Genomic DNA, 26123 nt, shown 5'->3' with positions numbered 1-26123 from the left:
CAGTCCCCAGTGATGAGGACTTCACCACATATACAGCGAGACCGCATTGCCGATGGCATGTGCAAGAATTGGAGCGAACAGTCCGCCACCCGCTATTCGCAAAAAGCCAAATGTTATGCCCATGACAAATACGGAAACGATTCCGATCCATCCATATTGAATGTGCAGCAGCGAGAAAATGGCACCGGCAAGAAGTGTGGCCGCCAGCGGTGTCCACCCGCGATCCAGCAACACGCCCATAAGCAGGCCTCTATAAATGAATTCCTCGACGACTGGAGCCACAAGGACGACTGCAAAGATGAGTTCAAGCGTTTTGCTGAAACGCATGATAACCTGCATTTGCTCGCTTACACTCAGCCCTTCCGGACCAAAGATCGAAACAAACACGTTGCTGACGAGGGACGAAATGAACAGGCTGGCCGCGACCGCAATAAGCGTAAAAACGGCTATCGTCACATTTACGTCGCCAAGTTGGGAAACCTCACGCGCAACGCCTCTCTGACCCAGGAACAAATAACACATCGCGCCAACGCCCAAGTACGATAGCCCCATCATTAGTGCATCGGAAATATCCGGCGCAATCACATACAGCGTCCATGCCGGTATTATGAGGAAAATCTGGTAGCCGACCGCAAAGGCGAGCGCCGTCCAGATCATTGAGCTAAGCTTGGTCAAAACGGCACGTCGCTAGTTTGTGAAACCCAAGGCTAGCTTGGCATCGCGCCGCAATCAACGGTTGTTGGTAATCAGATCAGGCCGACCGCCTTCAGCGCCGCCGTCTGCCGCTCCGCCACGGCTTTAACGTCAAAGCCTTCAAGGCTCTCCTCGAACAGGCGGTGGTAGTTCACTTCCGCCTTGAGGCGCAGATAGGCCGCGCCAAGCCCGATGGCTGCGCGGTCCATGAAGACAAACTCCCGCGGGATCTTCACCGGCCCTTTTTCTTTCAGCAGCTTGCGCACCTGAAAGGCTTCCTTGCGGCCATACTCACCCGCCGTGACGCCGTCCGCCACGGTGCGCACCCGGTCGTCGAGCAGCGGTCCATAGATGAAGCGCGCCCAGATATTCAGCACTTCGACCAATTCCCGCGACAGGTTCTGGAAGCCCCATTTCTCATAGGCGGCATAGGCCGCGTCGAAATCGTCGCGCAGCATGGCCCGGTAAAGGTCCACCACGCCCTCCACGAAGGTCGGCGGGAATATGCGAATGCAGCCGAAGTCCAGCAGGTTGATGCCCGTTCCGCCACCGGTCACTTGGTAGTTCCCTAGATGCGGATCGCCATGGATCACGGCATGGCTGTTGAACGGGCCCCACCAGGTCCAGAACAGCATCTCGGCGATATGGTTACGTGTCTCTTGCGGCGCTCCTTCAAAGGCGCCGAGCCTCTCACCATCCAGCCATGTCATCGTAAGCAGGCGATCCGTCGACAGGTCCGGCACAGGCTCCGGCACCTGTACGAAATCCTTGTCCGCCAGCATGCGCGCATAGAGCGACATATGCTTGGCCTCACGGCCATAATCGAGTTCCTCGCGCAGGCGGTCGGTCACTTCGCCCACCATCTCTGTCAGGTCGATCGAGCCATCCATCCGCTTGAACAGGCCCAGCATGGCCTTCAGCTGGCCCACATCGGATTCCACGGCGCTCGACATGTCCGGATATTGCAGCTTGCAGGCAACCCGGCGGCCATCATGCAGCGTCGCCTGATGCACCTGGCCCAGCGAGGCCGCATGCGAGGCCTCTTTCTCGAACGCCGCAAATCGATCGTCCCAGCCGGGCCCAAGTTCGCCGCGCATCCGGCGTTTCACGAAGGGCCAGCCCATGGCGGGCGCCTCGGCCTGCAACTGGCTGAGTTCGGCGGCATATTCGGCCGGCAGGAAATCCGGAATGGTCGACACCATCTGGGCGACCTTCATGAGGGGTCCTTTGGACTTGCCCAGCGCCGCGGCAAGCGCCTTGGCGATCCGCTCATCGCTCTGATCGCCCCCAAACAGGGAATTGGCGGCAAAGCTGATGCCAGCGCCGGAAAGGTTTGCGCCCACGCGCGCGGTGCGGACAAGGCGCCCGCTCAATCGGTTGCGTTCCGGATCGGGCGCGTCAGGCGTATCGGTCATGCGAGTGATATAGGCGGTTTTGCCGGGATTGGCAGAGGTATTGATGCCGCGCCTCAGCCCGTCTTCTGCTGGTGCTCCATATAGGAGCGCAAAATCTGGTTGATCCGCGTCTGGTATCCCTTGCCGGCATCCTTGAAGAAATCGATCACATCACTGTCGAGGCGAATGGATACAGGTTTTTTCACGACCGGTTCGACAAGCTGGACATCGGCTTCAGCCCAGTCAATCTCAGGAAAGTTTGGATCACCCCAACGCTGGGCTTCGATGTCTGCATCAGACATCGCGCGCAGGCGCGCCCAATCTGTCCTGCCCTTCTTACTGGCCGGAAGCTGGTCCAAATAGAGTTTGGTTGTAGATATTTTGGGCATTCTTTTTTGCCAATCTGGCTTCATGCAATGTTAGCTGACCATCAAAACTTGCAATCACTTCCAACACGAAATGATTGACCTTGATAAGAGCAACAAACTTGCCGTCCTCACGAGGATGGATACGAATATGAGCTGTAGAGAACCCGGACGCGATATCGCCGAAGTCGATCCCTGCCCTCGCTATGTTTGCCTGATTGTCCTCCTCATTCCATAATATTTGTGCATGAACCGGTTCCGCAGGAAATGGATCCCTCATGTCTGAAAACCTTTTGGGCTAGAGAAAGCTCGAGTTTGGGATCCATTCACAATCCCGCTTAACCTCTCCGGCTTCAGCATGTATATACTTATGTATATACAATCGTCAGATTTGTCAACTAGGTCTGTCAATCTCATCTCGATCCGTTAGACCATAAGAAACAGGAAGCTGGAGGCCGCCCCATGAACCCATCCGCAGAGTTCGATGTCGTCATCTATGGCGCGACGGGTTTCACCGGTCGCCTTGTCGCCGAATACATGAATGACACCTATGGCGTCGGCAATGACGTCACCTGGGCCATGGCCGGACGCTCACTCGAGAAGCTCAAGACCGTGCGCGACGAAATGGGCATCCCGAAGTCAGTAGAGCTGATCGTCGCGGACGCTTCCGACCCGAAATCCCTCGAGGACATGGTGAAATCCACCAAATGCGTCCTCACCACGGTCGGCCCCTACCAGCTCTATGGCACACCCCTCGTCGAAGCCTGCGCCGCCAATGGCACCGATTATGTCGACCTCTCAGGCGAAGTCGCCTGGATGCACGACATGATCGCCGCCTATCAGGACAAGGCGAAGAAGAGCGGGGCGCGCATCGTCTTCTCCTGCGGCTTTGACTCCATCCCCTTCGACCTCGGCGTCCTGTTCCTGCAGAACGAGTCCATGCGCAAGTTCGGCAAACCGGCCGTTCGCGTGAAGGGCCGCATGCGCAAGATGAAGGGCACCTTCTCGGGCGGCACGGCAGCATCAGGCCGCGAGACCATGGCCCGCGCCATGCGCGAGCCGGAAGTCATGGCCGTTCTGCGTAATCCCTTCTCGCTGACAGGCGGCTTTGTCGGCCCTGACCAGCCCCACGGTATGAAAGTGCTGGAAGACGAAGATTTCGGCGCCTGGGCCGCCCCCTTCATCATGGCGCCTATCAATACGAAAAACATCCACCGCTCAAACGCGCTGATGGGACACCCCTATGGCGAAGACTTCGTTTATGACGAGATGATGCTCACCGGCCCCGGCGAAACCGGCAAAGCGGCCGCTGAAGCGGTCGCCAGCAGCGATTCCATGGGCGGCGAAGACGGCCCCAAGCCCGGCGAAGGCCCTTCGAAGGAAGAACGCGAGGCCGGACTCTATGATTTTGCCCTCCTCGGCATCACAAGCGACGGTGATCGCCTGCGCGCCACAGTGACCGGCGATAAGGATCCGGGCTACGGCTCGACCTCCAAGATTATCTCCGAGGCCGCGCTCTGCCTCGTGAAGGATTGCGCAGACCTTTCGGGCGGTATTTACACCCCCGCCGCCGCCATGGGCCTCAGCCTTGTCGGCCGCCTGCAGTCCCATGCCGGAATGACCTTCGACATCGACAATTGAGGCAAAAGGGTGACAAGCCCCCTTTTTTCAGGCTATAGCGCCCGCGTCCGCCCCTGATCGCGGTCGCAACACGAGAGTCGTTAGTCGCCTCAACCCCAGCCGGACATGATGATCCGGGCATGTTACGTACCCCCAAATAAACCAAACCGGCCGCTGCGAGCAAAACGCCAGCGCCGATGGTCGGATCATCCGGCCGCAAGAAGGACCTGTCGCCCTATGTCGTACAAGACCCTGCTGACCGAGTTTGATGCCGAAACAGGCGTCGCCGTCATTACACTTAACCGTCCCGACCACCTCAACGCCCTGAACGATGAGATGATGACCGAGCTGACCCACGCGATTAACCGCGTCGAAGCCGACAAGGATATTGGCTGCATCGTGCTGACCGGATCGCGCAAAGCCTTTTCCGGTGGTGCCGACGTCCGTGAAATCATGGAACAGGACTATCCGGCCGCCTATTATGAAGACCTGATAACCCGTAACTGGGAACGCACCTCCAGCGCCCGCAAGCCAATCATTGCGGCCGTCAGCGGCTATGCCGTCGGCGGCGGCTGCGAGCTGGCCATGATGTGCGACATCGTGATTGCGGCCGACACAGCCCGCTTTGGGCAGCCCGAGATTCGCCTTGGCGTCATGCCCGGCGCCGGCGGCACGCAGCGACTTGCACGTTTTATAGGCAAGTCCAAAGCCATGGAACTCTGCCTCACCGGCCGGATGATGGAAGCCGCCGAGGCTGAGCGCTGTGGTCTGGTGGCGCGCATTGTCCCGGCTGACGACCTGATGGACACCGTCAAAGAGATGGCCCGCACGATTGCCGCAATGCCGCGTGCTGCAGCAATGATGACGAAAGAGGCCATCAACGCCGCCTACGAAACGCCCATGTCGCAGGGCATCCGTTTCGAACGCCGCCTGTTCCAGTCCCTCTTCGCAACCGAGGACCAGAAGGAAGGCATGGCCGCTTATGTCGAAAAGCGCTCTGCCCACTTCAAGGACCGGTAAAAGGGCTTACTGAGCCCAACTATTCTCTATTCGGACAGGATTGTGTTACCGTGTGGGTGCCCAGGGGACGGGGCGGCTCTACAGCGGGGGACAAACCTATGGCTGATGTGGATGCAGTATCAACGGGACTGATCATCAGTGTACTGGTAGCCCTGCTTGTCGTCGGCAGTGCCGTGGCCGCCTTCCTCTACAGGACGCGTGTACCGAGCCTGGTTCCCGGCGATGACGAAACCTATCTAATCCGAAACACTGACGGGCGCATCCAGGCCCTGACGGCCGACATGAAGATGAAGCCTGAAGATCCGCGCATCGTGCAGTTCCAGAACCGCAAGCAATTGCGCTTCCCGGTTTACGACCCGCGGTTCAACGCGCTCTCACACGACCGGCTGGTCACTGATAGCGGCGCCATTTCCCTGCGCATCCATACAACCACGCCCTTCCCTTTCACCGCCATCACCAATGACGGGCACACTGTGACCGTCACCCCCTCCGTCAGCTTCGGCGTCGACCCCGCCCGCGTAACAGATCTCGCCCGGCTTGGCGACTTCGGCGACCAGTTCGAACGGCGCATCCGGTCCGCCTTTTCCGGCGCCATCGGCCGACGCAAGGATGAGCAGCTGCGCGAAAGCCATCACAAGATTGAAAGCGAGGTCACGGAAGAACTGGCCGGCATCGAAACAGGCACCGACGCTTTGGGCGTTCCGCTGGGCATTACGGTGTTTGAAGCCCGCTTCTCCTACCGTGATGGCGCAGCGCTCCCCAGTGAAGTCGTCATCGCGCCTGATACGGGGGCGACCGCCGCCATGCCCGTCACGTCCGCAGACGGTGCTGACACCGCCCCCGACTCTCCCCAGGTCGTCGCCCTCGCCCCCGCCGCCTCTCGGGGCGAAAGCCCCGCCCACACCAGTGAAACACCCGGCGCCATGCAATTCCTTGGCACTGACCTCGATAAATTGCTCGACCAGTTCCGCGACCGCAGTCCTGAGCAGATCGCAACCCTGCTTAGCCTCATGGAAATGCAGACGCGGCAAAACATTGTCTCGATGCTCAGTAAATCCGGGGGCCTCGTGGTGTTTTCAGCCGGGGAACTGGGCCTGGAAGGCAACCCTGTGCTACAGGATCGCCTCAGCGCCGCCAGCGAGGTGGCCGACGAGCAGCCGGAAACTGAATAGAAGCGGGCCGTCCGCTCAGTTTTCTGTCAGCATCCCAGTTGACGCCTTCGCACCGTTTATGTATGCCCCCGCCTTCAGCTTGAGGGAGGTTTCCCCCCGGCTTCAGGAGTTAGATATGGCAAATACCCGTTCCGCCAAGAAGATGGTCCGCAAGATTGCGGCTCGTACCGAAGTCAACAAGGCGCGCCGCTCGCGTGTGCGCACCTATGTTCGCAAGGTCGAGGAAGCCATCGCTGCAGGCGACAAGACAGCTGCACAGGATGCCCTGCGCGTTGCACAACCCGAGCTGATGCGCGCCGTCACCAAGGGCGTGATGCACAAGAATACATCTTCGCGTAAAGTCTCGCGCCTCTCGGCCCGCGTCAGCGCGATGGCCTAAGGCCTTCCGGACAAATGTCCGGTACAAGAATTTGAAACCCGCCCGGTTCGCGCTTGGCGGGTTTTTTATTGCCTCGAATTCAGAATAATCAGCTCGCCATGAATGATCGGTTATGGTCTGCTTGATGCATGCTTTTCCGGGAGCCACTCCTGCATTTTCAGGCGGCCGACGGCATCAGCTCTGCGTGTTTGAGGCCTTTGCAAATTGTGCAAAAATTTACTTCAGAAAAGCCCCGAATTTCACAGCCAATATCGTGTAGGTGGTGTTGACAGAACATTCGCGAACAATTGCGCCGAACGACTCACTCACAAAAAAATGCACAGGGGTAAGCGGCTGATTTTGATGGCCTTTTGATTACATGCCGAAAGAGTCAACTGGCCATTTCCCGTGATCGCAGAAAAGTAACACTTGTCAGTAAAACCGCTGGAAGTTACCTTGTGGATACCAGCAAAAAACTCTCCCTGCACGGAGTATTTACGGGGCCCAGATTTAATCTGGAGGGAGAGTTGCGTGCCTGCTGGTCAGGACGAAACATAACAAGAAAATGGGGCTCGGCGATGGACCGAAATACACTTTTTGATTCTGAGCATAGCGTAGAGTTTTCGGGCGCGGAAAAAGGCAGCAATATCCCCGGCCAGTCGATCTGGAAGCAGGTACGGGCGAAGCTCGCGACCGTCTTGAACGCAACCGACTACGATCGCTGGATCGAAGACCTGCGGCTGATCGCAGAGGTTGACGGCGAGATGGTGATCGCGGCGCGCGATCCGCTTGCCTATGATCGCGTACTGGCTGAACACAAGCGTCTTATCCAGCGCACCTGGCGCGACTTTGATCCGGCACGCCGTGGCATCCGTCTGGAATGCTGGCGCAATGCCCGCGCAGAAGTGCGCGAACTGGTATCTGACCCCTGGGCCGACGTTGCACCTGAACCTGCGCCACAGCCAACTGCGGCTGCTGCATCCGGCGGCAATGGCAGTGATGGCAGCAAGACGACGGTTGCACCGACGGCCACGGGTGCGCCAGACATGACGTTCGGCACACTTGTCACCGGCGAGTCCAACGAGATCGCCGTACAGCTCGCACAGCGCATCGCGCTGGGCCAGACAGTCGGCACGTCGACGGCGCTCATCTATGGGCGTCAGGGCACCGGCAAGACGCACATCCTCTATGCCCTCAAGAACGAGGTCGAAGCCCATGATCCTGAGCGCGTCGTCGTCTACCTGACGGCCGAGGAATTCATGTCGGCCTATCATGATGGCGTGAAGGTGAAAGACACGAGCGCCCTGAAGAAGCGCCTGCGCTCCGCCACCCTCCTCTTGATCGACGACCTGCACCGCATCGCCGGCAAGCCCGGAACTGAGACTGAACTCTACCAGAACATCCGTGAAGTCACCGGCAATGGCGGCCTCGTGGTTCTGGCAGGCGACGAAGCCCCCGGTGACGTCACCGGCTTTGGTCCGCGCATGCGGGCTGAACTCAAGGGCTCGATCGCTGTCGAGGTCGGCCTGCCTGATGCCGGCATGCGCCGCGAGATCCTCGTGCGCCTCGCAGCACATATCGAAGCCGGTCACCCGAGCTTCGTCCTGACGGACGAGATGATCGCTCGTATCAATGCAGGCATCCGTGGCCCGGGCCGTGAACTCACCGGCGCCATCTGGAGCCTCTACACCGAAGCCGGCTTCGGTGAGCGTGCGCCGACCATGGAAATGCTCGACCGCGTCATCCGCCGCCATCAGGGAGAAGTGAAAGTGCCGACAATCGAATTGGTGAAACGTGCCACGATGAAAGTCTTCGGAATTTCGAAGAGCGACCTGGAAAGCCCCTGCAAGGCCCGCGCGGTTGTCTATCCCCGTCAGGTGGCGATGTATCTTTGCCGCGAGAAAACCGGCAAGTCCCTGCCCCAGATCGGTCACAGCTTCGGCAAGCGGGATCACACGACGATCCTCTACGCCCACCGCAAAGTGTCCAAGAATATCGCATCTGATCCCGAACTCGCGGGCGACATTGCCCGCGTCTCCGAGACCATTTTCGAACTCCAGGCGGCAGGCGTAAACTAGCTCCCCCAGGTTGCCCTCGCGCAATTCTGCATCGGCGCTTGGCTTTTCCGCCCGATTGTTTAAGTGTTCTTAGCCCGCTCTCCACCGGAGGGCGGGCTGATTCTACCACGGGCTACCTGCCCGACCGGAACGAACCAGCCCAATAGAAACAACAAGGCAGACAGGCGCGATCCGGCGCCCGTGATGGACGGACCAACAGATGAAGCTAACGATTGAACGCAGCGATCTCCTCAATGCCCTTTCGCATGTGCAGAACGTTGTCGAACGCCGCAACACCATTCCGATCCTCTCCAACGTGCTACTTCAGGCCGCCAAGGGCGAACTGAAGCTCACCGCGACCGATCTCGATATCGAGGCCGTCGACAGCGCTGATGCCAAGGTCTCCCACGAAGGCGCTGTTACTGCGCCCGCCGGCACACTGTTCGACGTGATCCGCAAGCTGCCCGCTGGCGCCGAGGTCGAGCTCGAAACGCAAGCCGACAACCAGCGCCTCACGATCCGCGCAGGCCGCTCGCACTTCGAGCTGCCAACCCTGCCCGCCTCCGACTTCCAGACCATGAGCGGCGATGACGGCGCGACGGCCTTTTCCGTCGACGCAAAGGATTTTGCCCGCCTGATCGACAAGACGCGTTTTGCGATCTCCACCGAGGAGACCCGCTACTATCTGAACGGCGTCTACCTGCACGGCGCCAAGAATGACGATGGTGACGCTGTGCTGCGTACGGTCGCCACCGATGGCCACCGCCTCGCCCTGGCCGAGATCCCGGCCCCCAAGGGCGCTGAAACGCTCGAAGGCGTTATCGTGCCCCGCAAAGCCGTGGCTGAAGCGCGCCGCCTGATCGACGCCACCGATGGCGATATCGACATCGAAGTGTCCGACACCAAGATCGTCGTGCGCGCAGGCCGCGCCGTGCTGACGTCGAAACTGATCGACGGCTCCTTCCCGGATTATGCCCGCGTCATTCCAAAGGGTAATGACAAGAAGCTCGTCGTCGACAACAAGTCCTTCGAAGCCGCCGTCGACCGTGTCTCGACCGTCTCGGCCGAACGTTCGCGCTCGGTGAAGCTGTCCCTGTCTGAAGGCAAGCTGACCCTCGCGGTCAACCATGCCGAAACCGGCGCCGGTACCGAGGAGATCGAAGCAGAATACAGCAGCGACGCCATGGAGATCGGCTTCAACGCGAAATATCTGCTCGACATTGCCGGCCAGATCGAGGCCGACACGGCCGAGTTCATGTTCAACGACCCGGCATCGCCTGCGCTCGTGCTTGATCCGTCAGACGATTCCGCGCGCTACGTGCTGATGCCACTTCGCGTCTAGAGCCTTGATCATTGCCCTGCATCGCCGCCAGTTCATGCTCGGCGCTGCAGCGGTCGCCAGCCTCGGGGCCTGCGCCTCAACAGAGATACGGAGCAAAACGATGTATGGTCTGATCGGCAAGTTCACCTCTACGGATGGCGACAGGGACCGTTTGTCGGCCATCCTGCTGAAGGGCCTGCGCGATATGCCGGGCTGCCTCAGCTACATCGTTGCGAACGATCCCGCTGACGCCAACGCGCTCTGGATCACCGAAGTCTGGGACAATGCCGACAGCCACAAGAACAGCCTCACGCTGCCCTCAGTCCAGGCTGCCATACAGGAAGGCCGCCCGCTGATTGCGGGCATGGAGCAGATTGCCCAAACGGCACCGATTGGCGGCCATGGCCTGACCACGGCATGAGCCTGCGGCCTGCCGGAAAGCCATGACCGCGCTAACTCGCCTCTCCCTGACTGACTTCCGCAATTACGCGTCTCTGTCACTGCCGCTCGACGGACGCCATGTCTGCCTGTTTGGTGCCAATGGCGCGGGCAAGACGAACCTGCTCGAAGCCGTCAGCCAGCTCGGCCCGGGGCGCGGCCTACGCTCCGCGACGCTTCCGGAAATGATGCGCAAGGATGCCCCGGGCAGCTGGACCGTCGCCGCGACGCTCGACAATGACCAGAAGATCGGCGTGGCGCTCGAAACCGGCTCGGGCGCCAAGCGTAACGTGCGCATCGATGGCGCCTCCGCGACCGCATCAGACCTGGCTGACCTTATCCGCATCGTCTGGCTTACGCCCTCAATGGACGGCGTCTTCCGCGGTGGCGCATCCGACCGTCGCCGTTTCCTCGACCGTCAGGTCATGGCCCATATTCCCACCCATGGCCGCGCCGCCAGCCGCTATGAACAAGCCATGCGCGAGCGCAACGCCCTGCTCGAACGCGGCCATGTCGACCCGGCCTGGGCAGATGCCATTGAGGCCCGCATGGCCGAAGCCGGCGCCGAGATGGCCATCAACCGGGCCCATGTGCTGGAAGCACTACAGGTCGCCATCGAACTGCGCCCGGACGGCCATTTTCCCAAAGCGGACCTCACGCTCGAAGGCGACGCCGAACAGGCGGCTCTTCAGGGAGACGACTTCAAATCCATCTTCGAAACCCTCGCCGAAACCTTCCGTACGACGCGTCGCCGCGACATTGCCGCCGGCCGCACAATCGACGGCCCGCACCGCTCAGACCTCGTGGTCATTCACCGCCCCACAGGCGCGCCCGCCCGCGACGCATCAACCGGCCAGCAGAAGGCGCTGCTCATCGGCCTGATCCTCGCCTCTGCGGGCGCCCTGCGCGCGAATGGCGATAGCCCCGCGCCGCTCCTTCTGCTCGATGAAGCCGCAGCCCACCTCGACCCCGATCGCCGCGCCGCGCTCTACGAGGAACTCGGCGCCCTCGGCGGTCAGGCCTGGCTCACCGGCACAGAACGTTTCCTCTTCGAAGCGTTCGGCGACCGGGCCCAGCGTGTCCGCGTGGAAGATGGCGCCGCCCGCGTCGAGGACTAGTCAGCCACTGCCGGCGAGAACCATTCCACCAGCATCGGATTGACCTCATCGTGGCGCTGATAGTTCAGCCCGTGCGTGCCACCTTCAATGATCCGGACCTGCGCACCCGGGATCAGCGCAACCAGCTCTGCCGCACTCGCTATGGCGACGGTTTGGTCCTCATCCCCGAACACGGCCATCACAGGTGTTTCGGTTTTCTGAGCGACAGAACTGAAGAGGATTTCCCGGTTCGACATAGGAAAGTTGCGCAGCGTCGACAGCAGCGCCTTGGCATAGCCGCGATAATCCATCTGTTGCGTGACATCGCCCTGCAGGCGGTTGTCCGGTCCCAGCGCGCTCTCGTCATATTGCGGATCGCCCAGCAGGATGCCGCGCCCGAACACGTGCCAGATCCAGTCGCCGACGACCGGCAACTTGACCAGTGCCGCCGCCACGCCGCTATCGCCCTCAACATCCAGCCCGGCGGGCACCAACAGGAAGACGCGCGATACGCGCTCCGGGTGGCGCCCGGCAAAGGCCATCACGATCGGCCCGCCCATGGACAGGCCGACCAGGCCAACAGGCTCGACCAGCCCAAGGCCATCGAGCACGTCCATCAGCTCCCGGTCGTAGAAGTCTTCGTCATAAGGCCCGTCGGGCCGGTCAGACCAGCCGCGCCCGAAATGATCGTACTGGACGACGCGGAACCCCGCCTCGACCAATGCAGTGGCATTCTGCTCGAAAATGAAGGCCGGTGTCGAAAAGCCATGCACCATCACGATCACATTGCCATCTTCGGGCCCGCGCGCCTGGTAGTGCAGCTGGCCGTCTGTCACCTGCAGGAACTCGCCCGGCGCCTCGGCGCGCGCAGCCGCATCCATCGCCTTCAGGTCCTTGCCAGCCCACCAATAGGTGCCTGCCAGAACGGCGACAACGAGCCCGACCGCCCACAGCAATATCTTTGTCATACGCCCACCCCAATTTACTCTGGCCACAGGCCCGTCAGCTTTCTTCCATCAGAGATGTTTATCGAGCCAAATTCCCCATTTTTGCAAGTCTCTAATACGGGGGGAGCGATCCCGGCAGGCGGCAATGCCGGATTCACGTCACACGCCATCAGGCAAACGATAAATTTGGGCCCCGAAACGCATTCAACCGCCCGCAAGGTGTGGATCATCGGGCCCAGCCGGTCTACGTAAGGGCAACACAATATCCGGAGACTGCCCCATGAAAACCCGCGCCGCCGTTGCCTTTGAAGCCAAGAAACCGCTCGAAATCGTCGAGCTGGACCTGGAAGGCCCGAAGGCGGGCGAAGTCCTCGTCGAAATCATGGCCACCGGCATCTGCCACACAGACGCCTACACGCTCGACGGTCTCGACAGCGAAGGCCTGTTCCCTAGCGTGCTCGGCCATGAAGGCGCAGGCATCGTGCGCGAGGTTGGCGCAGGCGTCACCAGCGTGAAGCCGGGCGACCATGTCATCCCGCTTTACACGCCGGAATGCCGCCAGTGCAAAAGCTGCCTCTCCGGCAAGACAAACCTCTGCACCGCCATCCGCGCCACGCAAGGCAAGGGCCTGATGCCGGACGGCACCAGCCGCTTCTCCTACAAGGGCCAGACCATCTACCATTACATGGGCTGCTCGACCTTCTCGAACTTCACCGTCCTGCCCGAGATCGCTGTTGCGAAAATCCGCACCGACGCGCCCTTCGACAAGGCGTGCTATGTCGGCTGCGGCGTCACCACCGGCGTTGGCGCCGTCACCAACACAGCCAAGGTCCAGGTCGGCGACAATGTCGTCGTGTTCGGCCTCGGGGGCATCGGCCTCAACGTGCTGCAGGGCGCGAAGATGGCAGGCGCCGACAAGATCATCGGCGTCGATATCAACGACTCCAAAAAGGAATGGGGCGAGAAATTCGGCATGACGCATTTCGTCAATCCAAAGAACACCAAGGACGTGGTCGCCCACATCGTCGAGCTGACCGATGGCGGCGCGGACTATTCCTTTGACTGTACCGGCAATACAGACGTGATGCGCCAGGCCCTCGAATGCTGCCATCGCGGCTGGGGCACGTCGATCATTATCGGCGTGGCAGAGGCCGGCAAGGAAATCTCGACCCGTCCGTTCCAGCTCGTCACCGGACGCAACTGGCGCGGCACAGCCTTCGGCGGCGCCAAGGGCCGCACCGACGTGCCAAAGATCGTCGAATGGTACATGAACGGCAAGATCCAGATCGACCCGATGATCACACATGTCATGGGCCTCGAAAAGATCAACGACGCGTTTGACCTTATGCATTCCGGCGAGAGCATCCGGAGTGTGGTGGTGTATTGATGGAGCCGTTTAACTGGACGTGCAGATATTGTGGCCAGCCCACGACGATCACTGATCCGAACTATTCAAATGGTATAACGCACATCTACATGAAGGAATCTGAGCATGGCTGGGTAGGTTTGGAGCATACAGCCGTCGGGTGCCCCAATGCCGAGTGTAGAAAGCTGACCTTAGTCGTGATGCTGAGGCCTGCAAAACACGTAAATGGCACATGGAAATATCAAGAACCAATCGAAGTGTGGCCATTACTTCCTAAGTCACGAGCCAAGCCCCAGCCCCACTACATTCCGGAGGCATTAAGGCGAGACTACGTGGAAGCCTGCTTAATTTTGAATGACAGTCCAAAAGCATCCGCCACCATGTCCAGACGTTGTCTGCAAGGACTAGTGCGGGATTTTTGGGAAATTCCAGAGGACAAAAGAGGTAACTTGGGAGCAGAACTGAATTTCATCAAAAATAAGATTGATCCCTCAACTTGGGATGTCATCAAGACAATCCGCGAGGTCGGTGATATCGGCGCCCATATGGAAAAGGACGTCAACTATGTGGTTGATGTCGAACCCGAAGAGGCTTCACTTTTACTCGAACTGATCGAAGCTTTATTTGAAGACTGGTATGTTTCTCGCCAAAAACGATTAGACCGCGATGAGCGAGTTAAATTGCTTGCAGAGAAAAAGCTGGAAGAGAAGCGAGACGCTAAGCGGAAATCAAAAGAACAAGACAAAAAGCCGGACGCTGATCCGGAGCCAAGCAACAATTAGGGAATACACCAATGTACAGCCACATGATGGTCGGCACGAACGACATCGAAAAATCCAAGACCTTCTACGACGCCCTGTTCACATCGGTTGGCGGCAAGACCGCCATCACCGATCCGAAGGGTCGCCTCATCTACATGCACAATGGTGGCATCTTCCTCGTGACACCGCCCATCGATGGCCAGCCTGCCACACACGCCAATGGCGGCACGATCGGCTTTGCCATGTCCTCGCCAGAAGAAGCCGACACATGGCACAAGGCCGGCGCCGCTGCTGGCGGCACGCCTATCGAGGATGCGCCAGGCTGGCGTGAAGGTGGCGGCCAGCGCCTCTACCTCGCCTACCTGCGCGACCCCGACGGCAACAAGCTCTGCGCCCTGCATCGGGGCTAGGCTAAGCATGACAGACTGGAAACTTCCCTGGAAGGCCAGCTGCCTGTGCGGCGGCGTCGAGATGAAAATCTCTGCGCCGCCCATGGTCACCATGGCGTGCCATTGCCTCGGCTGCCAGAAACTGACGAGCGGCCCCTATTCGCTCTCGATGTTCCTGCCGGACGCAGGGTTCGAAGTAACCAGCGGCGAGCCCGTGATCGGCGCCCTGAAGGGCGAGCATCGCCACTTCTACTGCCCGGACTGCCTGTCCTGGCTGTTCACGCGTCCGGCCGGTATGGACATGGTCAATCTCCGGTCGACCATGCTCGATAATGCCGCCTGGGCCGCCCCGATCATGGAAACCGGCACGGCCAGCCGTTTGCCTTTCGCGCAAACCGGGGCAGAGTTCTCATATGAGGAATTCCCCGAAATGTCTGACTTCCCGAAGATCATGCAGGCCTTTGCAGATCACGGCGCCAGACCGGACAACAGCTGATGGAAAGAGAGACGAACATGATGAAATGGGCATTGATGGCCGCGGCGCTTGCCGCCCTCACGGGCTGCGTTGCAGTCGAAGCCAATGAATTTGGGGCGAAACCCACTGTCAGCCATTTCGGCAGCCAGGCCATGGGTGGCACGCAGCTACCTTTCTCCAAGTCGGTTACGGCAGGCGACACGATCTACGTTTCCGGCGAACTCGGTACGGACCCTGCCACCGGCAAGCTTGTCACGGGCGGCACAGGCCCGGAAACGACGCAGATCTTCCTGAACATGGAACGCACGCTCGCCAGCCAGGGCGCCGATCTCTCCAATATCGTGAAATGCACCGTCTACCTCAACAATATCGACAATTTCGGCGAGATGAACGAGGCCTACAAGGCCGCCTTGCCTGATCCCAAGCCCGCCCGCGCAACTGTCGCTGTTACGGCGCTCGCCATGGGCGCCAACCTTGAGATCGACTGCATCGCCGTGAAGTCATGAGCGACGAAGCCCCCAAGGACTGGAAACTAAAGCTCCGCTACGGTCAGACAGACACCCGCTATGAGCACTTCGCCATGGTCGCCGATGGCGCTGTCGTCGAAGCCAATGCCGACTTCAAGACAGAGGTCGGCCCATGCGTCCTCTCGATGAAGGCCTGGGCCAAGGACACCGAAGAAGCCGCCGAAATGATGATCGCAATCAGCAATCATCTCGGCTTCAAGATGGCGGGCAAGATCGATATCTATGCCACCGAGCCTGATGCTCCGCCCAAGGAAAAACCCTACGGCTACGACCTGAAGTTCACGCCCTATGTCGCGGACACAATTTTGCAATAGCATGTTCGACCGCGATGACCCGCTATCGCTGGAGCCGATTGAGTCAGCTTCGATCCGTTGGATCGTCGAGGCAGCAATTGCGGAGGGTAACAGGGTCAGCGTACTTGCCCCCTGGACCCTCGCCCTTGTTGCCCATATGCGCGACCCGCTATCAGCCACTTTGCGCCACACCATCGCTAAGCGGTTCCCGGCCTTGGCGCATTTCGCAGAACCCGACACCCCTCACGACAGAGCCCATGAAGGCTATATCGAAGGGGGCTTCTCCGCGTCATTTCCAGTCAAGGATTAATCCAGCCTGAGGCGGAAATCCTTGCGCGCCAGTCGCGCCGGCAGACGAAACTCCATCAGCGGCGCCCCGCCAACACGGTCCATCAGTGCTGCCAGACGCATCTTCGCGCTGTCATCCATCGCATCAATCTCGTCTGTCACCGCCTGCAGCCGCCAGAGCGGGAAGCTCCGCGCCGTGCAGTCGCCATCGAAGCCGCCGGTCATGAACTCCACCATGCCAAACCCGCGCGGCACATCTGCCCCGGCTTTCACACTCTTCGCCCATTCGCCAAACAGCGCCGCCGTCTTCACCAGCATCGGCATCTGCTCACTCATCTGACGACTGAGTATCGGCTCCAGCGTCTTCGGCACGGCGTCATCCGCCAACAGCTCGCCTTGGCCCCGCTCGCCCGCCTGCACGCGGCGCACATAGTTCGCCACCTTCGGCGCCAGCCGCTCCATGATCCGTCCACTCTCCGGGTCACGCAGCAGGTGCGCATACAGCGGCCCGTTAAGCGCAAAGTCGCCCAGAGACGGCCGCTCGCCGAGAAGGAAAGCGTGGTGGCGCAGGTGCTCCGTCATGTCCTTCAGGAAGGCCTCATAGGCCGCTTCGACGCCGGGAATGTTCCCTTCGCTGACGCCCAGCATGGCCACGGCGCCCTTGAACCGCTCGCCATTCTTGCGCCCGATCGCATATTGCTCGGTCGGCGGCGCGTCCGGCGCCGAGATGCGCCCGAACTCGGCATAGGCCCAGTCCTCATTATAGTTCCAGCGATAGTGCATGGCCGGCAACACCAGCCACTCATCGGCATAGAGTTCCATCAGCCGCGACACGACCCGCTGCATCGGTCCTTCCGGCATCGCGCGCGGCCCATCCGGCGTGGCCGCCTCGACCGCGTCGATAATGTCCGCCGTGTCCTGCACCACTTCGCCGTCCGGCATTTCCATCACGGGAATCACCGGCCAGCCGACCTTGGGCAGAATCACATCGCGGTAAACCTCGCGCGTGGCGATGCGCTCTTCGAAATCTGCCCCGCGCCAGCGCAGGTAGGCGCGGGCCTTGCCCGAAAAATAACTGACCTCCGCGCCATAGAGAACATAACCGCTCATGCCTTGATCCTTCTGCCCGGTTCGGGCCATGCTTGGCGCCAACCCGAAGGAGCGCTTTTTCATGACCCTAACCCCCGTATCCTCATGGGCAAGCTTTGGCGGCACACTCTCTGTGCATGACCATGAGAGCGCCGTTACCGGCACCACGATGCGCTTTGCCGTCTACAGCCCCCCGCAGGCGAAAAAGGGCCCCGTCCCGGTCCTCTGGTACCTGTCCGGCCTCACCTGCACCTGGGCCAATGTCATGGAAAAATCCGGCCTCCAGCGCGCCGCCTCCGAGCACGGCATCATGATCATCGCCCCCGACACCAGCCCGCGTGGGCCCGACGTGCCGGATGATGACGCCTATGATCTCGGTCAGGGCGCCGGCTTCTATCTCACCGCCACCGAAGCACCGTGGGACAAGCACTATCGCATGGACCAGTACATCATCCGCGAGCTGCACGCCGTCATCGCCGCCAACTTCCCGGCCGACATGGACCGCCAGGGCATTTTCGGCCATTCCATGGGCGGGCACGGCGCGCTGACGCTCCACTTCAAGTATCCGGACACCTATCGCTCCTGCTCGGCCTTCTCGCCGATCACCACTCCGTCGCGCGTACCTTGGGGCGAGAAGGCTTTCACCGCCTATATCGGCCCGCCGTCGATTGCCTGGGAACAGTATGACGCGACCGAACTCGTCCAGACCCGCCAGACAGACGCCCACATCCTGATCGACACCGGCAAGGCCGACCAGTTCCTCGAAACCCAGCTGAAACCGGATATCTTCATTGAGGCGTGCGAGAATTCAGGACAGGCGCTGACCTACCGAATGCATGAGGGGTACGGCCATGACTACTATTTCATCGCCACCTTCATGAGCGATCATATCGCTCACCATGCGAAAGCCCTTAAAGCCTAGACCGCTTTCGCGTGGCGGCGCGGCGCGGGCTTGAACCGTCCGTCGAAGCTCTGGGCAACAGTGCGCAGCATCACCCGCGCCGCTAGTGGCACGGTCACGACGCCGTCCTTCACCCTGCACAAGCCCGCCGGCACAAGGAAACGCGCCGTCTCCAGCGCATCGTCCAGCGCGTTTGGCGCTGCGCCCATCTCGGCGCACACCTCCGCCACGTCGACGCGCAGATCACACATCAGCCGCTCAATGGCGCGCGCGCGCAGCCGGTCATCATCCGTAAGCACAACGCCGCGCTCGCTCGGCAGACGCCCGGCCTTGATAGAATCCCGCCAGGCGTTGCGATCCTTCAGGTTCTGCACATAGCCCTCCGCGAACTGCGAGATGGACGATGTGCCAAGCCCGACAAGTGTGTCGCACGGGTCATCCGTGTAGCCCTGGAAATTGCGCCGCAGCTGTCCCGCCTTCGCCGCAATGGCGAGGCTGTCATCCTCACGCGCGAAATGGTCCAGCCCGACCGGCACATAGCCGGCGTCCAACAAAATGGCCGTCGCCGCTTCGGCCTGCTCGAACCGCACCTCGATATCCGGCAGCATGTCTTCGCGGATCGCCGCCTGGTGCTTCGCAAACCATGGCACATGCGCATAGCCAAACACCGAGATGCGCGACGTGCCTTGTAACACGGCAAAGGCTGCCGCCTCTTCCACATCGGCCACCGTCTGGCCCGGCAGGCCATACATCAAGTCCATGTTATGCTTGGTGATGCCAGCGGCATTGAGGCGGGCAATCACGCGCTCCACCTGTGCGCGCGGCTGCACCCGGTTGATGGCTTTCTGCACATCAAGGTTCAGCGTCTGCACGCCAAGGCTCACGCGATTGACGCCCGCCCCCGCCATGGCCTCGACCTGCGCCTCGGAGAGCACGCGCGGGTCCAGCTCCATCGCAATCTCCGCATCGGCCCGCATCGCGAAGCGCTCGCCGATATGCCCGATCAGCGAGGTCATGTCCTCTGGCCGCAGCGAATTTGGAGACCCACCGCCAAAGTGCAGGTGCGCCAGACCACCATGCGGCCCCATCGCATCGGCCCAGAGATCGATCTCGGCATGCAGCGTTTCAACATAGGCCGCGATCCGGTCATAGCCGTTCGGCACCGTCGTCGCGCAGCCGCAATACCAGCACAGCTTGTCGCAAAACGGGATATGCGCATAGACGGAGATCGCGGACCCGGGGTCAACACCCGCCGCCCAGGTCCGCGCCTCCCCCGCTCCCACGGCTGGCGCAAAGTCTGCGGCCGTCGGATAGCTTGTGTAACGCGGCACCGGCCGCTGCGCGAAGGTCATCCAGCTCTGTTTCATGCAGGAACAGCTATCAAATCAGGCACTCGGCGGAACTCCGGAAAACCCCCTAGTCCCGTGCTCGACCCGGCCCTGACCGGGTGCTAGCGTTCCGCCAAAGGAGCCCCCTCATGATCAAATCCCTCGCTACTCTCGCTCTCACGCTTTGCCTGGCCACTTCCGCCCACGCCGGAGAGAACGATTTCGTCGCCGGAACGCTGGTGCCTGACTATGGCAAGTATGCGCCCCGCGAGAGCGCCAGGCTGCCCGAAGGCACGGTCATGAAGGTCGCGTTCGACATGTCGAAGGCTGCGCCGGACGGCGAGATCAACAGCGATCTCGTCAAAGTCGCGCGTTTTCTCAATATGCATGCCGGCTCGGGCGTGGCGCTTGAAAACCTCTCCGCCGCCATCGTCGTTCACGGCGCGGCCTCGGCTGACCTTCTCACGGCTGAAAAGCTCGGTCACGAGAACCCGAATGCAGGCATCATCGCCGAACTTGTCGCCGCTGGTGCCACGATCGACCTCTGCGGAACCACCTCAGCCGCGCGCGACATCGCGCAGGAAGATCTCCTGCCCGGAATCACGATTTCCCTGTCCGCGATGACGTCCCATGCCCTGCTGCAGCAACAGGGCTACACCCTCAACCCCTTCTGATGGCAATGTCAGCCGCAGTAGCAATGCGGCCTGAAACGTGCAATGAGCGGCAAAACCTCGCTCCGTTCCACGCAAGAACGGTGCGCTGCGCATGGATTCCCCGCGCACGCCCTTGAAAGACATATGCTAAATGACTGATACCACCCTCGTTCCTCCGGCCCTTGCCGAGGCGCTCGCCGCACGTGGCTATGAGAGCCTCACACAAGTGCAATCCGCTGTGATTGCAACAGAGCTGACTGGACAAGACCTCCTCGTTTCCGCCCAAACAGGCTCCGGCAAGACCGTCGCCTTCGGCCTTGCCATGGCTGGCGACCTGCTCGATGGCGCCGAAAAGTTCGGAAATGCCGACGCCCCCCTCGCCCTGATCGTTGCGCCAACCCGCGAACTCGCCCAGCAGGTCGCCCGCGAACTGCAATGGCTTTACGCCTCCACAGGCGCCCGCATGGCCACCTGCGTCGGCGGCATGGACATGCGCGACGAGAAAAAAGCCCTCGCGCGCGGCGCCCATATCGTTGTCGGCACCCCCGGCCGCCTGTCGGACCACATCAAGCGCGGTTCGCTGGATACGTCCGGCATTCGCGTTGTCGTCCTCGATGAGGCCGATGAGATGCTCGACATGGGCTTCCGCGACGAGCTGGAGCACATCCTTCAGGATACGCCCGCCGAGCGCCGCACGCTGCTCTTCTCTGCGACTGTGCCAAAAGGCATCGCTGCCCTCGCCGGCCGCTACCAGCGCAATGCCGTGCGCGTCACAACCGAAGCCGAGAAATCCCAGCACGTCGATATTGAATACAAGGCCCTGCTCGTTGCCCCCGGCGACGAAGAGAACGCCATCGTCAATATCGTCCGCCATTCCGACAGCGAAAGCGCGCTCGTCTTCTGCACGACCCGCGCAGCCGTCAACAAGCTGATGAGCCGCATGGGCAACCGGGGCTTCCCCGTTGTCGCCCTCTCCGGCGAACTCAGCCAGAAGGAACGCTCCAACGCGCTCCAGTCCCTGCGTGATGGCCGCGCCCGCGTCTGTATCGCAACGGACGTCGCCGCCCGCGGCCTCGACCTGCAGAACCTCGGCCTTGTCATCCATGCCGACCTGCCGCGCGACCCGCAGACCCTGCTCCACCGTTCGGGCCGTACAGGCCGCGCGGGCCGCAAAGGCGTCAGCGCGCTTCTGGTCGCCCCAAAAGGCCGCCGCCGCGTCGAACGCCTGCTGAACGATGCCAAGATCGATGCGACCTGGGGCAAGCCGCCCACGGCCGAAGAAATCAACGCCCTTGATGACGCCCGCCTGCTCGCCGATCCGGCCCTCAGCCGCCCGATCCACGAGAGCGAAGCCGAGATGATCGCAAAGCTGATCGAAACCCACGGCGCCGAACAGGTCGTCGCTGCCTTCCTGCGCAAGAGCCGCGAAGGCCGCTCGGCCCCTGAAGACCTGCGCGATGTCGACGACCGCGCCCCGCCGGCCCGCAAGGAACGCGGCGACCGCGCCGATTGGACCGACCGCGAACCCCGCGAGAAACGCCCCCGCGCCGAGCGCAAGGGCTTTGACAACGCCGCCTGGGTCTCACTCAACATCGGCCGCAAGAAGAACGCTGAAGCCCGCTGGCTGCTCCCCATGCTCTGCAAGGCTGGCGGCCTGTCCCGCGAGGATATCGGCGCCATCCGCATCAACCCGGCCAACACGCATGTCGAGCTGACCCGCGAAGCTGCTGACCGCTTCTTCGCATCCCTCGGTGAAGGGGCCTCGCTTGAGAAGGGCATTCGCGCCTTCCCGCTCGACGGCCCGCCCGCCAAGGAGTTCGATGACGAGCGCCCGGCGCGCCCGGCCCGTCCACCACATGTGAAACCGCCCTTCAAGAAGGCCTCGGCCAAGGGCGAAGGCAACTGGAGCCCTGACGCCAAGCCGGCCTACAAGTCGAAAAAGCCGAAATGGGAAGAGGGCGGCCCTGCCAAGCCCCCCAAGGATCCATCCCTGGCCGACTACATCCAGCACGATGGCCCGAACGACAAGAAGGCCTACAAGGGCAAGCCAAAACCCGGCGGCGCAGCCTCCAGCGGCAAGCCCCCTTTCAAGGGTAAGCCAGCCTTCGCAAAAGGCGGAAAACCGGCAAAAACCTTCAAGAAAAAGCCCCCTCAGGGCTGAGGGTAGCCGAAGCGCCTGAAATACCCAAAATGACACATCACAAGCCCCTGTTTTCATTGCGGAAAACGGGGGCTTTTTTACACTGCTAAATAGCCCCCGATTCATTTCCCTTATCGGTCAAAACCCCCTATATTTACGGGGTTATCTGACGAATCGACGAGGATGCTGGAATGGCCGACGAAATCATGGGCGAAACCCCCGAATATGGCGCAGACAGCATCAAGGTCCTGAAGGGCCTCGAAGCGGTCCGCAAACGCCCGGGCATGTACATCGGCGACACTGACGATGGCTCAGGCCTGCACCACATGATCTACGAAGTCGTCGACAACGCGATCGACGAGGCCCTGGCCGGCCATGCGGACCGCGTCACCGTCACGCTCCTGCCCGATGGTAGCGCCGAGATCACCGACAATGGCCGCGGCATCCCTGTCGGCAAGCATACCGGCGAAGGCGTCTCGGCCGCTGAGGTCATCATGACCCAGCTCCATGCCGGCGGTAAATTCGACCAGAACTCCTACAAGGTCTCCGGCGGCCTGCACGGCGTCGGCGTCTCCGTCGTCAACGCCCTGTCCGACTGGCTGGAACTGACCATCCACCGCGAAGGCAGCGAACACTGGGTCCGATTTGTGGATGGTGGCCGCGTCGAGGCACCGCTCATCACACGCGGCCCTTCGCCGATGACCGACAAGGGCAAGCCCTATACCGGCACGGCCGTGCGCTTCATGGTCTCCGCCTCCACGTTCACGATGACCGACTATGACCGCAAGACGCTGGAACACCGCCTGCGCGAGCTGGCCTTCCTGAATTCCGGCGTCCGCATCATCTTCCGCGACGAGCGCGAAGCCGACCCGTTCGAGATCATCCTCGAATACGAAGGCGGCGTGAAAGCCTTCGTCCAGCACATGGACCGCCAGAAAACGCCGATCGTGCCAGACCCGATCTTCGTCACCGGCGAAAAGGACGGCATCACGGTCGAAGCCGCGCTCGAATGGAATGACAGCTACCACGAGAACGTTCTCTGCTTCACCAACAACATCCCCCAGCGCGACGGCGGCACGCACCTGGCCGGCTTCCGTGGCGCGCTGACGCGCATCATCAACAAATATGCCAACGAGACCGGCATCGCGAAAAAGTCCAAGGTCGAAATCTCGGGCGACGATGCCCGCGAAGGCCTCACCTGCGTGCTCAGCGTCAAGGTGCCAGACCCGAAATTCAGTTCCCAGACGAAAGACAAGCTCGTCTCGTCCGAAGTGCGCCCCGTGGTCGAAAGCCTTATGGGCGAGAAACTGTCGGAATGGTTCGAGGAGCATCCGAAGGAAGCTCACGAGATCATGATGAAGATCGTCGAGGCGGCGGCTGCCCGTGAAGCCGCCCGCAAGGCGCGCGAGCTGACGCGCCGCAAGTCCGCGCTCGACATCACAAGCCTGCCCGGCAAGCTCGCCGACTGCCAGGAAAAAGACCCCGCCAAATCCGAAATCTTCATCGTCGAGGGTGATTCCGCTGGCGGCTCTGCCAAGCAGGGCCGGTCCCGTGACAATCAGGCCATCCTGCCCCTGCGCGGCAAGATCCTGAACGTCGAACGCGCCCGCTTCGACAAGATGCTCTCCTCCGATCAGGTCGGCACGCTGATCATGGCGCTCGGCGCCGGCATTGGCCGCGACGAGTTCAACATCGAGAAGCTGCGCTATCACAAGATCATCATCATGACCGATGCTGACGTTGACGGCGCGCACATCCGCACGCTGCTACTCACCTTCTTCTATCGTCAGATGCCGGAGATTATCGAGCGCGGCTATCTCTACATTGCTCAGCCACCGCTCTACAAGGTGACGCGCGGCCGCTCCGAGCGTTACATCAAGGACAATGCCGAACTTGAAGCCTATCTCATCGGCGAGGGGACAACCGGCGAAACGCTGATCCTCGACGATGGCACGCAGATCGGCAGCGAAGACCTGCGCGACCGCGTGCGTCAGGCCGCTAACTTCCGCTCCGCCCTGCGCCGCCTCGCCCTGCGCGCCCCGGCCGACCTCATCGAGCACGCCGCCCTTGCCGGCGCGATGAGTGCCAATGCCGCGCCTGAAACGGCTGATGCCACGGCGGCCCGCCTCAACCTCCTCGCCGAGGAAGGCGAGGACACATGGGAAGGCAAGTTCGAAGACGGCAACCTCATCCTCCACCGCACGGTGCGCGGCGTGGACGAAGACGCTGTCCTGCCAGCCGCCCTGCTCGCCAGCCAGGACGCCATCCGCCTCGCCGAGCGCGCCGCCGGTCTCGCTGATCTGTACACGAAGCCTGCCATCCTGCGTCAGGAGAAAGGCGGCGACGTCGCCGTCCACGGCCCGGCCTCCCTGCTCGACGCCGTGCTGAACTCCGGCCGCAAGGGCCTCAAGGTCCAGCGCTACAAGGGCCTCGGCGAAATGAACGCCGACCAGCTCTGGGAAACCACCCTCGACTCCAACGCCCGCACCCTCCTGCAGGTCAAAGTCGACCACGCCGACGAAGCCGACGAAATGTTCACCAAACTGATGGGCGACGTCGTCGAACCTCGCCGTGAGTTCATCGAAGAGTTTGCGCTGGAAGCCGAGGTGGATGCCTAGGGTAAGCACCAGATGAATTTTGAGTGGCCTGATATTGTATTTGCTCAGCAGACGGTCTCATCAAATGAAGTCTGGTCAGCCTTAGCTGGCGTACTTATCGGCGGCGCAATTACATTTGGCACGAGCTACTGGTTTAAGAAACGAGAGCAACGGATCGATCTTCAGGAGCGTGATTTTGAGCTCTATATTGAGCTGAACCGAGTAATAAATGACGTTTGGGCGATAGGTTCTCGCTACCTACCCGCATTGGATAAGCATGGCTGGCCGACTGCACCGTGGTCAGTAATGCAGCCAGCCATAGGTGAAACTAACTACAGCGTGCGCATTCCTGCGCGTCTGCTATCAACAATTCGGTCAAAAAGCGGAAAAGGCCTTACACACAAAGCGCTAGAGATGGCCAATTTTCGCAACATAATAATGGTGGCAAATTCCCAGTTTCAGGAACTGCATACCAAAGTGGTAGAAATGGGTGCGCCGTATGCAGATATATCACAAGGCATGCGTATGAGCGCTGATTTAGATGCCCGCCTTCCCGAGCACAAGACAGTTATTGTCGCCACTGAGCGTGCGAACAGCTTAGCGAAGCAGCTGCTCAAATTAATCCTTGATTTCTACGACTACGCAATTGATTTTGCTGGTCATTACAATACCTACCACTCAACGCATAAAAACAAAGTTTTCCACAAATTGTTGATCGATATCTCAGGCATTCAAGCTGACATGAGTAAGTATTCTACAAAAATTTAAGCGGTTTGAGGGCAATTTGAATTTACGCGCCGGAACTCGCAAGTCATCCTCCCCCCTCCGTGATCC

At 60.9% G+C, this 26123-nt stretch carries 27 protein-coding genes; 20 read left to right on the top strand and 7 right to left on the bottom strand.

Features of this window, described 5'->3' with window-relative positions; translation table 11 throughout:
• Positions 1 to 21: 21 nt before the first annotated feature.
• The 4 genes from V7651_RS08225 to V7651_RS08210 all read right to left on the bottom strand — a co-directional run bounded on the left by V7651_RS08225 (position 22) and on the right by V7651_RS08210 (position 2732).
• Positions 22 to 657 (bottom strand): CPBP family intramembrane glutamic endopeptidase, encoded by a 636-nt coding sequence (locus V7651_RS08225; RefSeq protein ID WP_335612869.1) that lies wholly within the window; start codon positions 655 to 657, stop codon positions 22 to 24.
• An 89-nt stretch (positions 658 to 746) separates the two neighbouring features.
• A complete protein-coding gene (locus V7651_RS08220; RefSeq protein ID WP_335612868.1) occupies positions 747 to 2108 on the bottom strand; it encodes an ABC1 kinase family protein in 1362 nt (453 codons plus the stop codon).
• A 53-nt stretch (positions 2109 to 2161) separates the two neighbouring features.
• Positions 2162 to 2389, bottom strand: a complete 228-nt coding sequence (locus V7651_RS08215; RefSeq protein WP_335590453.1) for a BrnA antitoxin family protein — start codon at positions 2387 to 2389, stop codon at positions 2162 to 2164.
• Positions 2390 to 2423: 34 nt separating this feature from the next.
• The gene (locus V7651_RS08210; RefSeq protein WP_335612867.1) at positions 2424 to 2732 is read right to left on the bottom strand and encodes a hypothetical protein; all 309 of its coding nucleotides are present in this window, start codon (positions 2730 to 2732) and stop codon (positions 2424 to 2426) included.
• Positions 2733 to 2914: 182 nt separating this feature from the next.
• On the opposite strand from V7651_RS08210, the gene V7651_RS08205 reads away from it, so the two are divergent.
• From V7651_RS08205 to recF, 8 genes are all read left to right on the top strand, one after another.
• Positions 2915 to 4093 carry a saccharopine dehydrogenase family protein gene (locus V7651_RS08205; RefSeq protein WP_035536036.1) on the top strand — a complete coding sequence of 393 codons (1179 nt, stop codon included), beginning with the start codon at positions 2915 to 2917 and terminating at the stop codon, positions 4091 to 4093.
• 216 nt (positions 4094 to 4309) lie between these two features.
• Positions 4310 to 5092: an enoyl-CoA hydratase gene (locus V7651_RS08200; protein WP_035536037.1), complete on the top strand. Its 783-nt coding sequence runs from the start codon at positions 4310 to 4312 to the stop codon at positions 5090 to 5092.
• A 98-nt stretch (positions 5093 to 5190) separates the two neighbouring features.
• Complete coding sequence (locus tag V7651_RS08195; protein WP_335612866.1) at positions 5191 to 6264, top strand: SPFH domain-containing protein; 1074 nt, start codon at positions 5191 to 5193, stop codon at positions 6262 to 6264.
• Between the two features lie 115 nt (positions 6265 to 6379).
• Positions 6380 to 6643 (top strand): 30S ribosomal protein S20, encoded by a 264-nt coding sequence (gene rpsT / locus V7651_RS08190; protein WP_035536039.1) that lies wholly within the window; start codon positions 6380 to 6382, stop codon positions 6641 to 6643.
• A 557-nt stretch (positions 6644 to 7200) separates the two neighbouring features.
• Positions 7201 to 8700 (top strand): DnaA ATPase domain-containing protein, encoded by a 1500-nt coding sequence (locus V7651_RS08185; RefSeq protein ID WP_035536040.1) that lies wholly within the window; start codon positions 7201 to 7203, stop codon positions 8698 to 8700.
• A gap of 199 nt (positions 8701 to 8899) precedes the next feature.
• Positions 8900 to 10021, top strand: a complete 1122-nt coding sequence (gene dnaN, locus V7651_RS08180; protein WP_035536041.1) for a DNA polymerase III subunit beta — start codon at positions 8900 to 8902, stop codon at positions 10019 to 10021.
• Between the two features lie 4 nt (positions 10022 to 10025).
• Entirely contained in the window at positions 10026 to 10421 is a 396-nt protein-coding gene (locus V7651_RS08175) for a putative quinol monooxygenase (protein WP_241766891.1), read from the top strand.
• 22 nt (positions 10422 to 10443) lie between these two features.
• Complete coding sequence (recF, locus tag V7651_RS08170) at positions 10444 to 11556, top strand: DNA replication/repair protein RecF (protein WP_335612865.1); 1113 nt, start codon at positions 10444 to 10446, stop codon at positions 11554 to 11556.
• On the opposite strand, the gene V7651_RS08165 is transcribed toward recF, so the two are convergent.
• Positions 11553 to 12503: an alpha/beta fold hydrolase gene (locus V7651_RS08165; RefSeq protein ID WP_335612864.1), complete on the bottom strand. Its 951-nt coding sequence runs from the start codon at positions 12501 to 12503 to the stop codon at positions 11553 to 11555. The two genes, recF and V7651_RS08165, sit on opposite strands and share 4 nt — an antisense overlap.
• A gap of 259 nt (positions 12504 to 12762) precedes the next feature.
• On the opposite strand from V7651_RS08165, the gene V7651_RS08160 reads away from it, so the two are divergent.
• From V7651_RS08160 to V7651_RS08130, 7 genes are all read left to right on the top strand, one after another.
• The gene (locus V7651_RS08160) at positions 12763 to 13869 is read left to right on the top strand and encodes an S-(hydroxymethyl)glutathione dehydrogenase/class III alcohol dehydrogenase (protein WP_335612863.1); all 1107 of its coding nucleotides are present in this window, start codon (positions 12763 to 12765) and stop codon (positions 13867 to 13869) included.
• Between the two features lie 89 nt (positions 13870 to 13958).
• Positions 13959 to 14630 (top strand): DUF4145 domain-containing protein, encoded by a 672-nt coding sequence (locus tag V7651_RS08155; RefSeq protein WP_335612862.1) that lies wholly within the window; start codon positions 13959 to 13961, stop codon positions 14628 to 14630.
• An 11-nt stretch (positions 14631 to 14641) separates the two neighbouring features.
• Positions 14642 to 15019, top strand: a complete 378-nt coding sequence (locus V7651_RS08150) for a VOC family protein (RefSeq protein ID WP_335612861.1) — start codon at positions 14642 to 14644, stop codon at positions 15017 to 15019.
• A 7-nt stretch (positions 15020 to 15026) separates the two neighbouring features.
• Positions 15027 to 15494 (top strand): GFA family protein, encoded by a 468-nt coding sequence (locus V7651_RS08145; RefSeq protein ID WP_335612860.1) that lies wholly within the window; start codon positions 15027 to 15029, stop codon positions 15492 to 15494.
• A gap of 17 nt (positions 15495 to 15511) precedes the next feature.
• On the top strand, positions 15512 to 15979 hold the full coding sequence (locus tag V7651_RS08140) for a RidA family protein (RefSeq protein WP_335612859.1): 468 nt from the start codon (positions 15512 to 15514) through the stop codon (positions 15977 to 15979).
• Positions 15976 to 16314, top strand: coding sequence for a hypothetical protein (locus tag V7651_RS08135; protein ID WP_335590443.1), 339 nt, complete (start codon positions 15976 to 15978; stop codon positions 16312 to 16314). Before V7651_RS08140 ends, V7651_RS08135 begins: the two co-directional genes overlap by 4 nt.
• 1 nt (position 16315) lies before the next feature.
• Positions 16316 to 16603, top strand: coding sequence for a hypothetical protein (locus V7651_RS08130; protein ID WP_335612858.1), 288 nt, complete (start codon positions 16316 to 16318; stop codon positions 16601 to 16603).
• Here V7651_RS08130 and V7651_RS08125 read toward each other — a convergent pair.
• Positions 16600 to 17691, bottom strand: a complete 1092-nt coding sequence (locus tag V7651_RS08125; protein WP_335612857.1) for a glutathione S-transferase family protein — start codon at positions 17689 to 17691, stop codon at positions 16600 to 16602. The two genes, V7651_RS08130 and V7651_RS08125, sit on opposite strands and share 4 nt — an antisense overlap.
• 61 nt (positions 17692 to 17752) lie before the next feature.
• On the opposite strand from V7651_RS08125, the gene fghA reads away from it, so the two are divergent.
• Positions 17753 to 18592 carry an S-formylglutathione hydrolase gene (gene fghA, locus V7651_RS08120; RefSeq protein ID WP_335612856.1) on the top strand — a complete coding sequence of 280 codons (840 nt, stop codon included), beginning with the start codon at positions 17753 to 17755 and terminating at the stop codon, positions 18590 to 18592.
• On the opposite strand, the gene hemN is transcribed toward fghA, so the two are convergent.
• Positions 18589 to 19938: an oxygen-independent coproporphyrinogen III oxidase gene (gene hemN, locus V7651_RS08115; protein ID WP_335612855.1), complete on the bottom strand. Its 1350-nt coding sequence runs from the start codon at positions 19936 to 19938 to the stop codon at positions 18589 to 18591. The genes fghA and hemN overlap by 4 nt on opposite strands.
• Before the next feature lie 110 nt (positions 19939 to 20048).
• Between hemN and V7651_RS08110 the strand changes: the two genes are divergently transcribed.
• From V7651_RS08110 to V7651_RS08095, 4 genes are all read left to right on the top strand, one after another.
• Entirely contained in the window at positions 20049 to 20573 is a 525-nt protein-coding gene (locus V7651_RS08110; RefSeq protein ID WP_335612854.1) for a DsrE family protein, read from the top strand.
• A gap of 130 nt (positions 20574 to 20703) precedes the next feature.
• Positions 20704 to 22713: a DEAD/DEAH box helicase gene (locus V7651_RS08105; RefSeq protein WP_335612853.1), complete on the top strand. Its 2010-nt coding sequence runs from the start codon at positions 20704 to 20706 to the stop codon at positions 22711 to 22713.
• A gap of 170 nt (positions 22714 to 22883) precedes the next feature.
• Positions 22884 to 25310: a DNA topoisomerase (ATP-hydrolyzing) subunit B gene (gyrB, locus tag V7651_RS08100; protein ID WP_335612852.1), complete on the top strand. Its 2427-nt coding sequence runs from the start codon at positions 22884 to 22886 to the stop codon at positions 25308 to 25310.
• A gap of 12 nt (positions 25311 to 25322) precedes the next feature.
• Positions 25323 to 26057 (top strand): hypothetical protein, encoded by a 735-nt coding sequence (locus V7651_RS08095; protein ID WP_335612851.1) that lies wholly within the window; start codon positions 25323 to 25325, stop codon positions 26055 to 26057.
• Positions 26058 to 26123 lie beyond the last annotated feature (66 nt).

Source organism: Hyphomonas oceanitis (genome assembly GCF_036964545.1).
In the GTDB taxonomy this organism is placed as follows: Bacteria; Pseudomonadota; Alphaproteobacteria; order Caulobacterales; family Hyphomonadaceae; genus Hyphomonas; species Hyphomonas oceanitis.
This window is presented reverse-complemented; position numbering and strand designations above follow the sequence as displayed.

Bases quoted from the DNA above. Each gene is read 5' to 3' on its own strand.
- V7651_RS08160 (WP_335612863.1), top strand. From the start codon at position 12,763: ATGAAAACCCGCGCCGCCGTTGCCTTTGAAGCCAAGAAACCGCTCGAA.
- V7651_RS08095 (WP_335612851.1), top strand. From the start codon at position 25,323: ATGAATTTTGAGTGGCCTGATATTGTATTTGCTCAGCAGACGGTCTCA.
- V7651_RS08165 (WP_335612864.1), bottom strand. From the start codon at position 12,503: ATGACAAAGATATTGCTGTGGGCGGTCGGGCTCGTTGTCGCCGTTCTG.
- V7651_RS08155 (WP_335612862.1), top strand. From the start codon at position 13,959: ATGAAGGAATCTGAGCATGGCTGGGTAGGTTTGGAGCATACAGCCGTC.
- fghA (WP_335612856.1), top strand. From the start codon at position 17,753: ATGACCCTAACCCCCGTATCCTCATGGGCAAGCTTTGGCGGCACACTC.
- V7651_RS08150 (WP_335612861.1), top strand. From the start codon at position 14,642: ATGTACAGCCACATGATGGTCGGCACGAACGACATCGAAAAATCCAAG.
- V7651_RS08205 (WP_035536036.1), top strand. From the start codon at position 2,915: ATGAACCCATCCGCAGAGTTCGATGTCGTCATCTATGGCGCGACGGGT.
- V7651_RS08210 (WP_335612867.1), bottom strand. From the start codon at position 2,732: ATGAGGGATCCATTTCCTGCGGAACCGGTTCATGCACAAATATTATGG.
- rpsT (WP_035536039.1), top strand. From the start codon at position 6,380: ATGGCAAATACCCGTTCCGCCAAGAAGATGGTCCGCAAGATTGCGGCT.
- V7651_RS08135 (WP_335590443.1), top strand. From the start codon at position 15,976: ATGAGCGACGAAGCCCCCAAGGACTGGAAACTAAAGCTCCGCTACGGT.
- V7651_RS08220 (WP_335612868.1), bottom strand. From the start codon at position 2,108: ATGACCGATACGCCTGACGCGCCCGATCCGGAACGCAACCGATTGAGC.
- V7651_RS08130 (WP_335612858.1), top strand. From the start codon at position 16,316: ATGTTCGACCGCGATGACCCGCTATCGCTGGAGCCGATTGAGTCAGCT.
- V7651_RS08105 (WP_335612853.1), top strand. From the start codon at position 20,704: ATGACTGATACCACCCTCGTTCCTCCGGCCCTTGCCGAGGCGCTCGCC.
- dnaN (WP_035536041.1), top strand. From the start codon at position 8,900: ATGAAGCTAACGATTGAACGCAGCGATCTCCTCAATGCCCTTTCGCAT.
- V7651_RS08185 (WP_035536040.1), top strand. From the start codon at position 7,201: ATGGACCGAAATACACTTTTTGATTCTGAGCATAGCGTAGAGTTTTCG.
- V7651_RS08225 (WP_335612869.1), bottom strand. From the start codon at position 657: ATGATCTGGACGGCGCTCGCCTTTGCGGTCGGCTACCAGATTTTCCTC.
- V7651_RS08110 (WP_335612854.1), top strand. From the start codon at position 20,049: ATGATCAAATCCCTCGCTACTCTCGCTCTCACGCTTTGCCTGGCCACT.
- V7651_RS08200 (WP_035536037.1), top strand. From the start codon at position 4,310: ATGTCGTACAAGACCCTGCTGACCGAGTTTGATGCCGAAACAGGCGTC.
- hemN (WP_335612855.1), bottom strand. From the start codon at position 19,938: ATGAAACAGAGCTGGATGACCTTCGCGCAGCGGCCGGTGCCGCGTTAC.
- gyrB (WP_335612852.1), top strand. From the start codon at position 22,884: ATGGCCGACGAAATCATGGGCGAAACCCCCGAATATGGCGCAGACAGC.
- V7651_RS08195 (WP_335612866.1), top strand. From the start codon at position 5,191: ATGGCTGATGTGGATGCAGTATCAACGGGACTGATCATCAGTGTACTG.
- V7651_RS08140 (WP_335612859.1), top strand. From the start codon at position 15,512: ATGATGAAATGGGCATTGATGGCCGCGGCGCTTGCCGCCCTCACGGGC.
- V7651_RS08125 (WP_335612857.1), bottom strand. From the start codon at position 17,691: ATGAGCGGTTATGTTCTCTATGGCGCGGAGGTCAGTTATTTTTCGGGC.
- V7651_RS08145 (WP_335612860.1), top strand. From the start codon at position 15,027: ATGACAGACTGGAAACTTCCCTGGAAGGCCAGCTGCCTGTGCGGCGGC.
- V7651_RS08215 (WP_335590453.1), bottom strand. From the start codon at position 2,389: ATGTCTGATGCAGACATCGAAGCCCAGCGTTGGGGTGATCCAAACTTT.
- recF (WP_335612865.1), top strand. From the start codon at position 10,444: ATGACCGCGCTAACTCGCCTCTCCCTGACTGACTTCCGCAATTACGCG.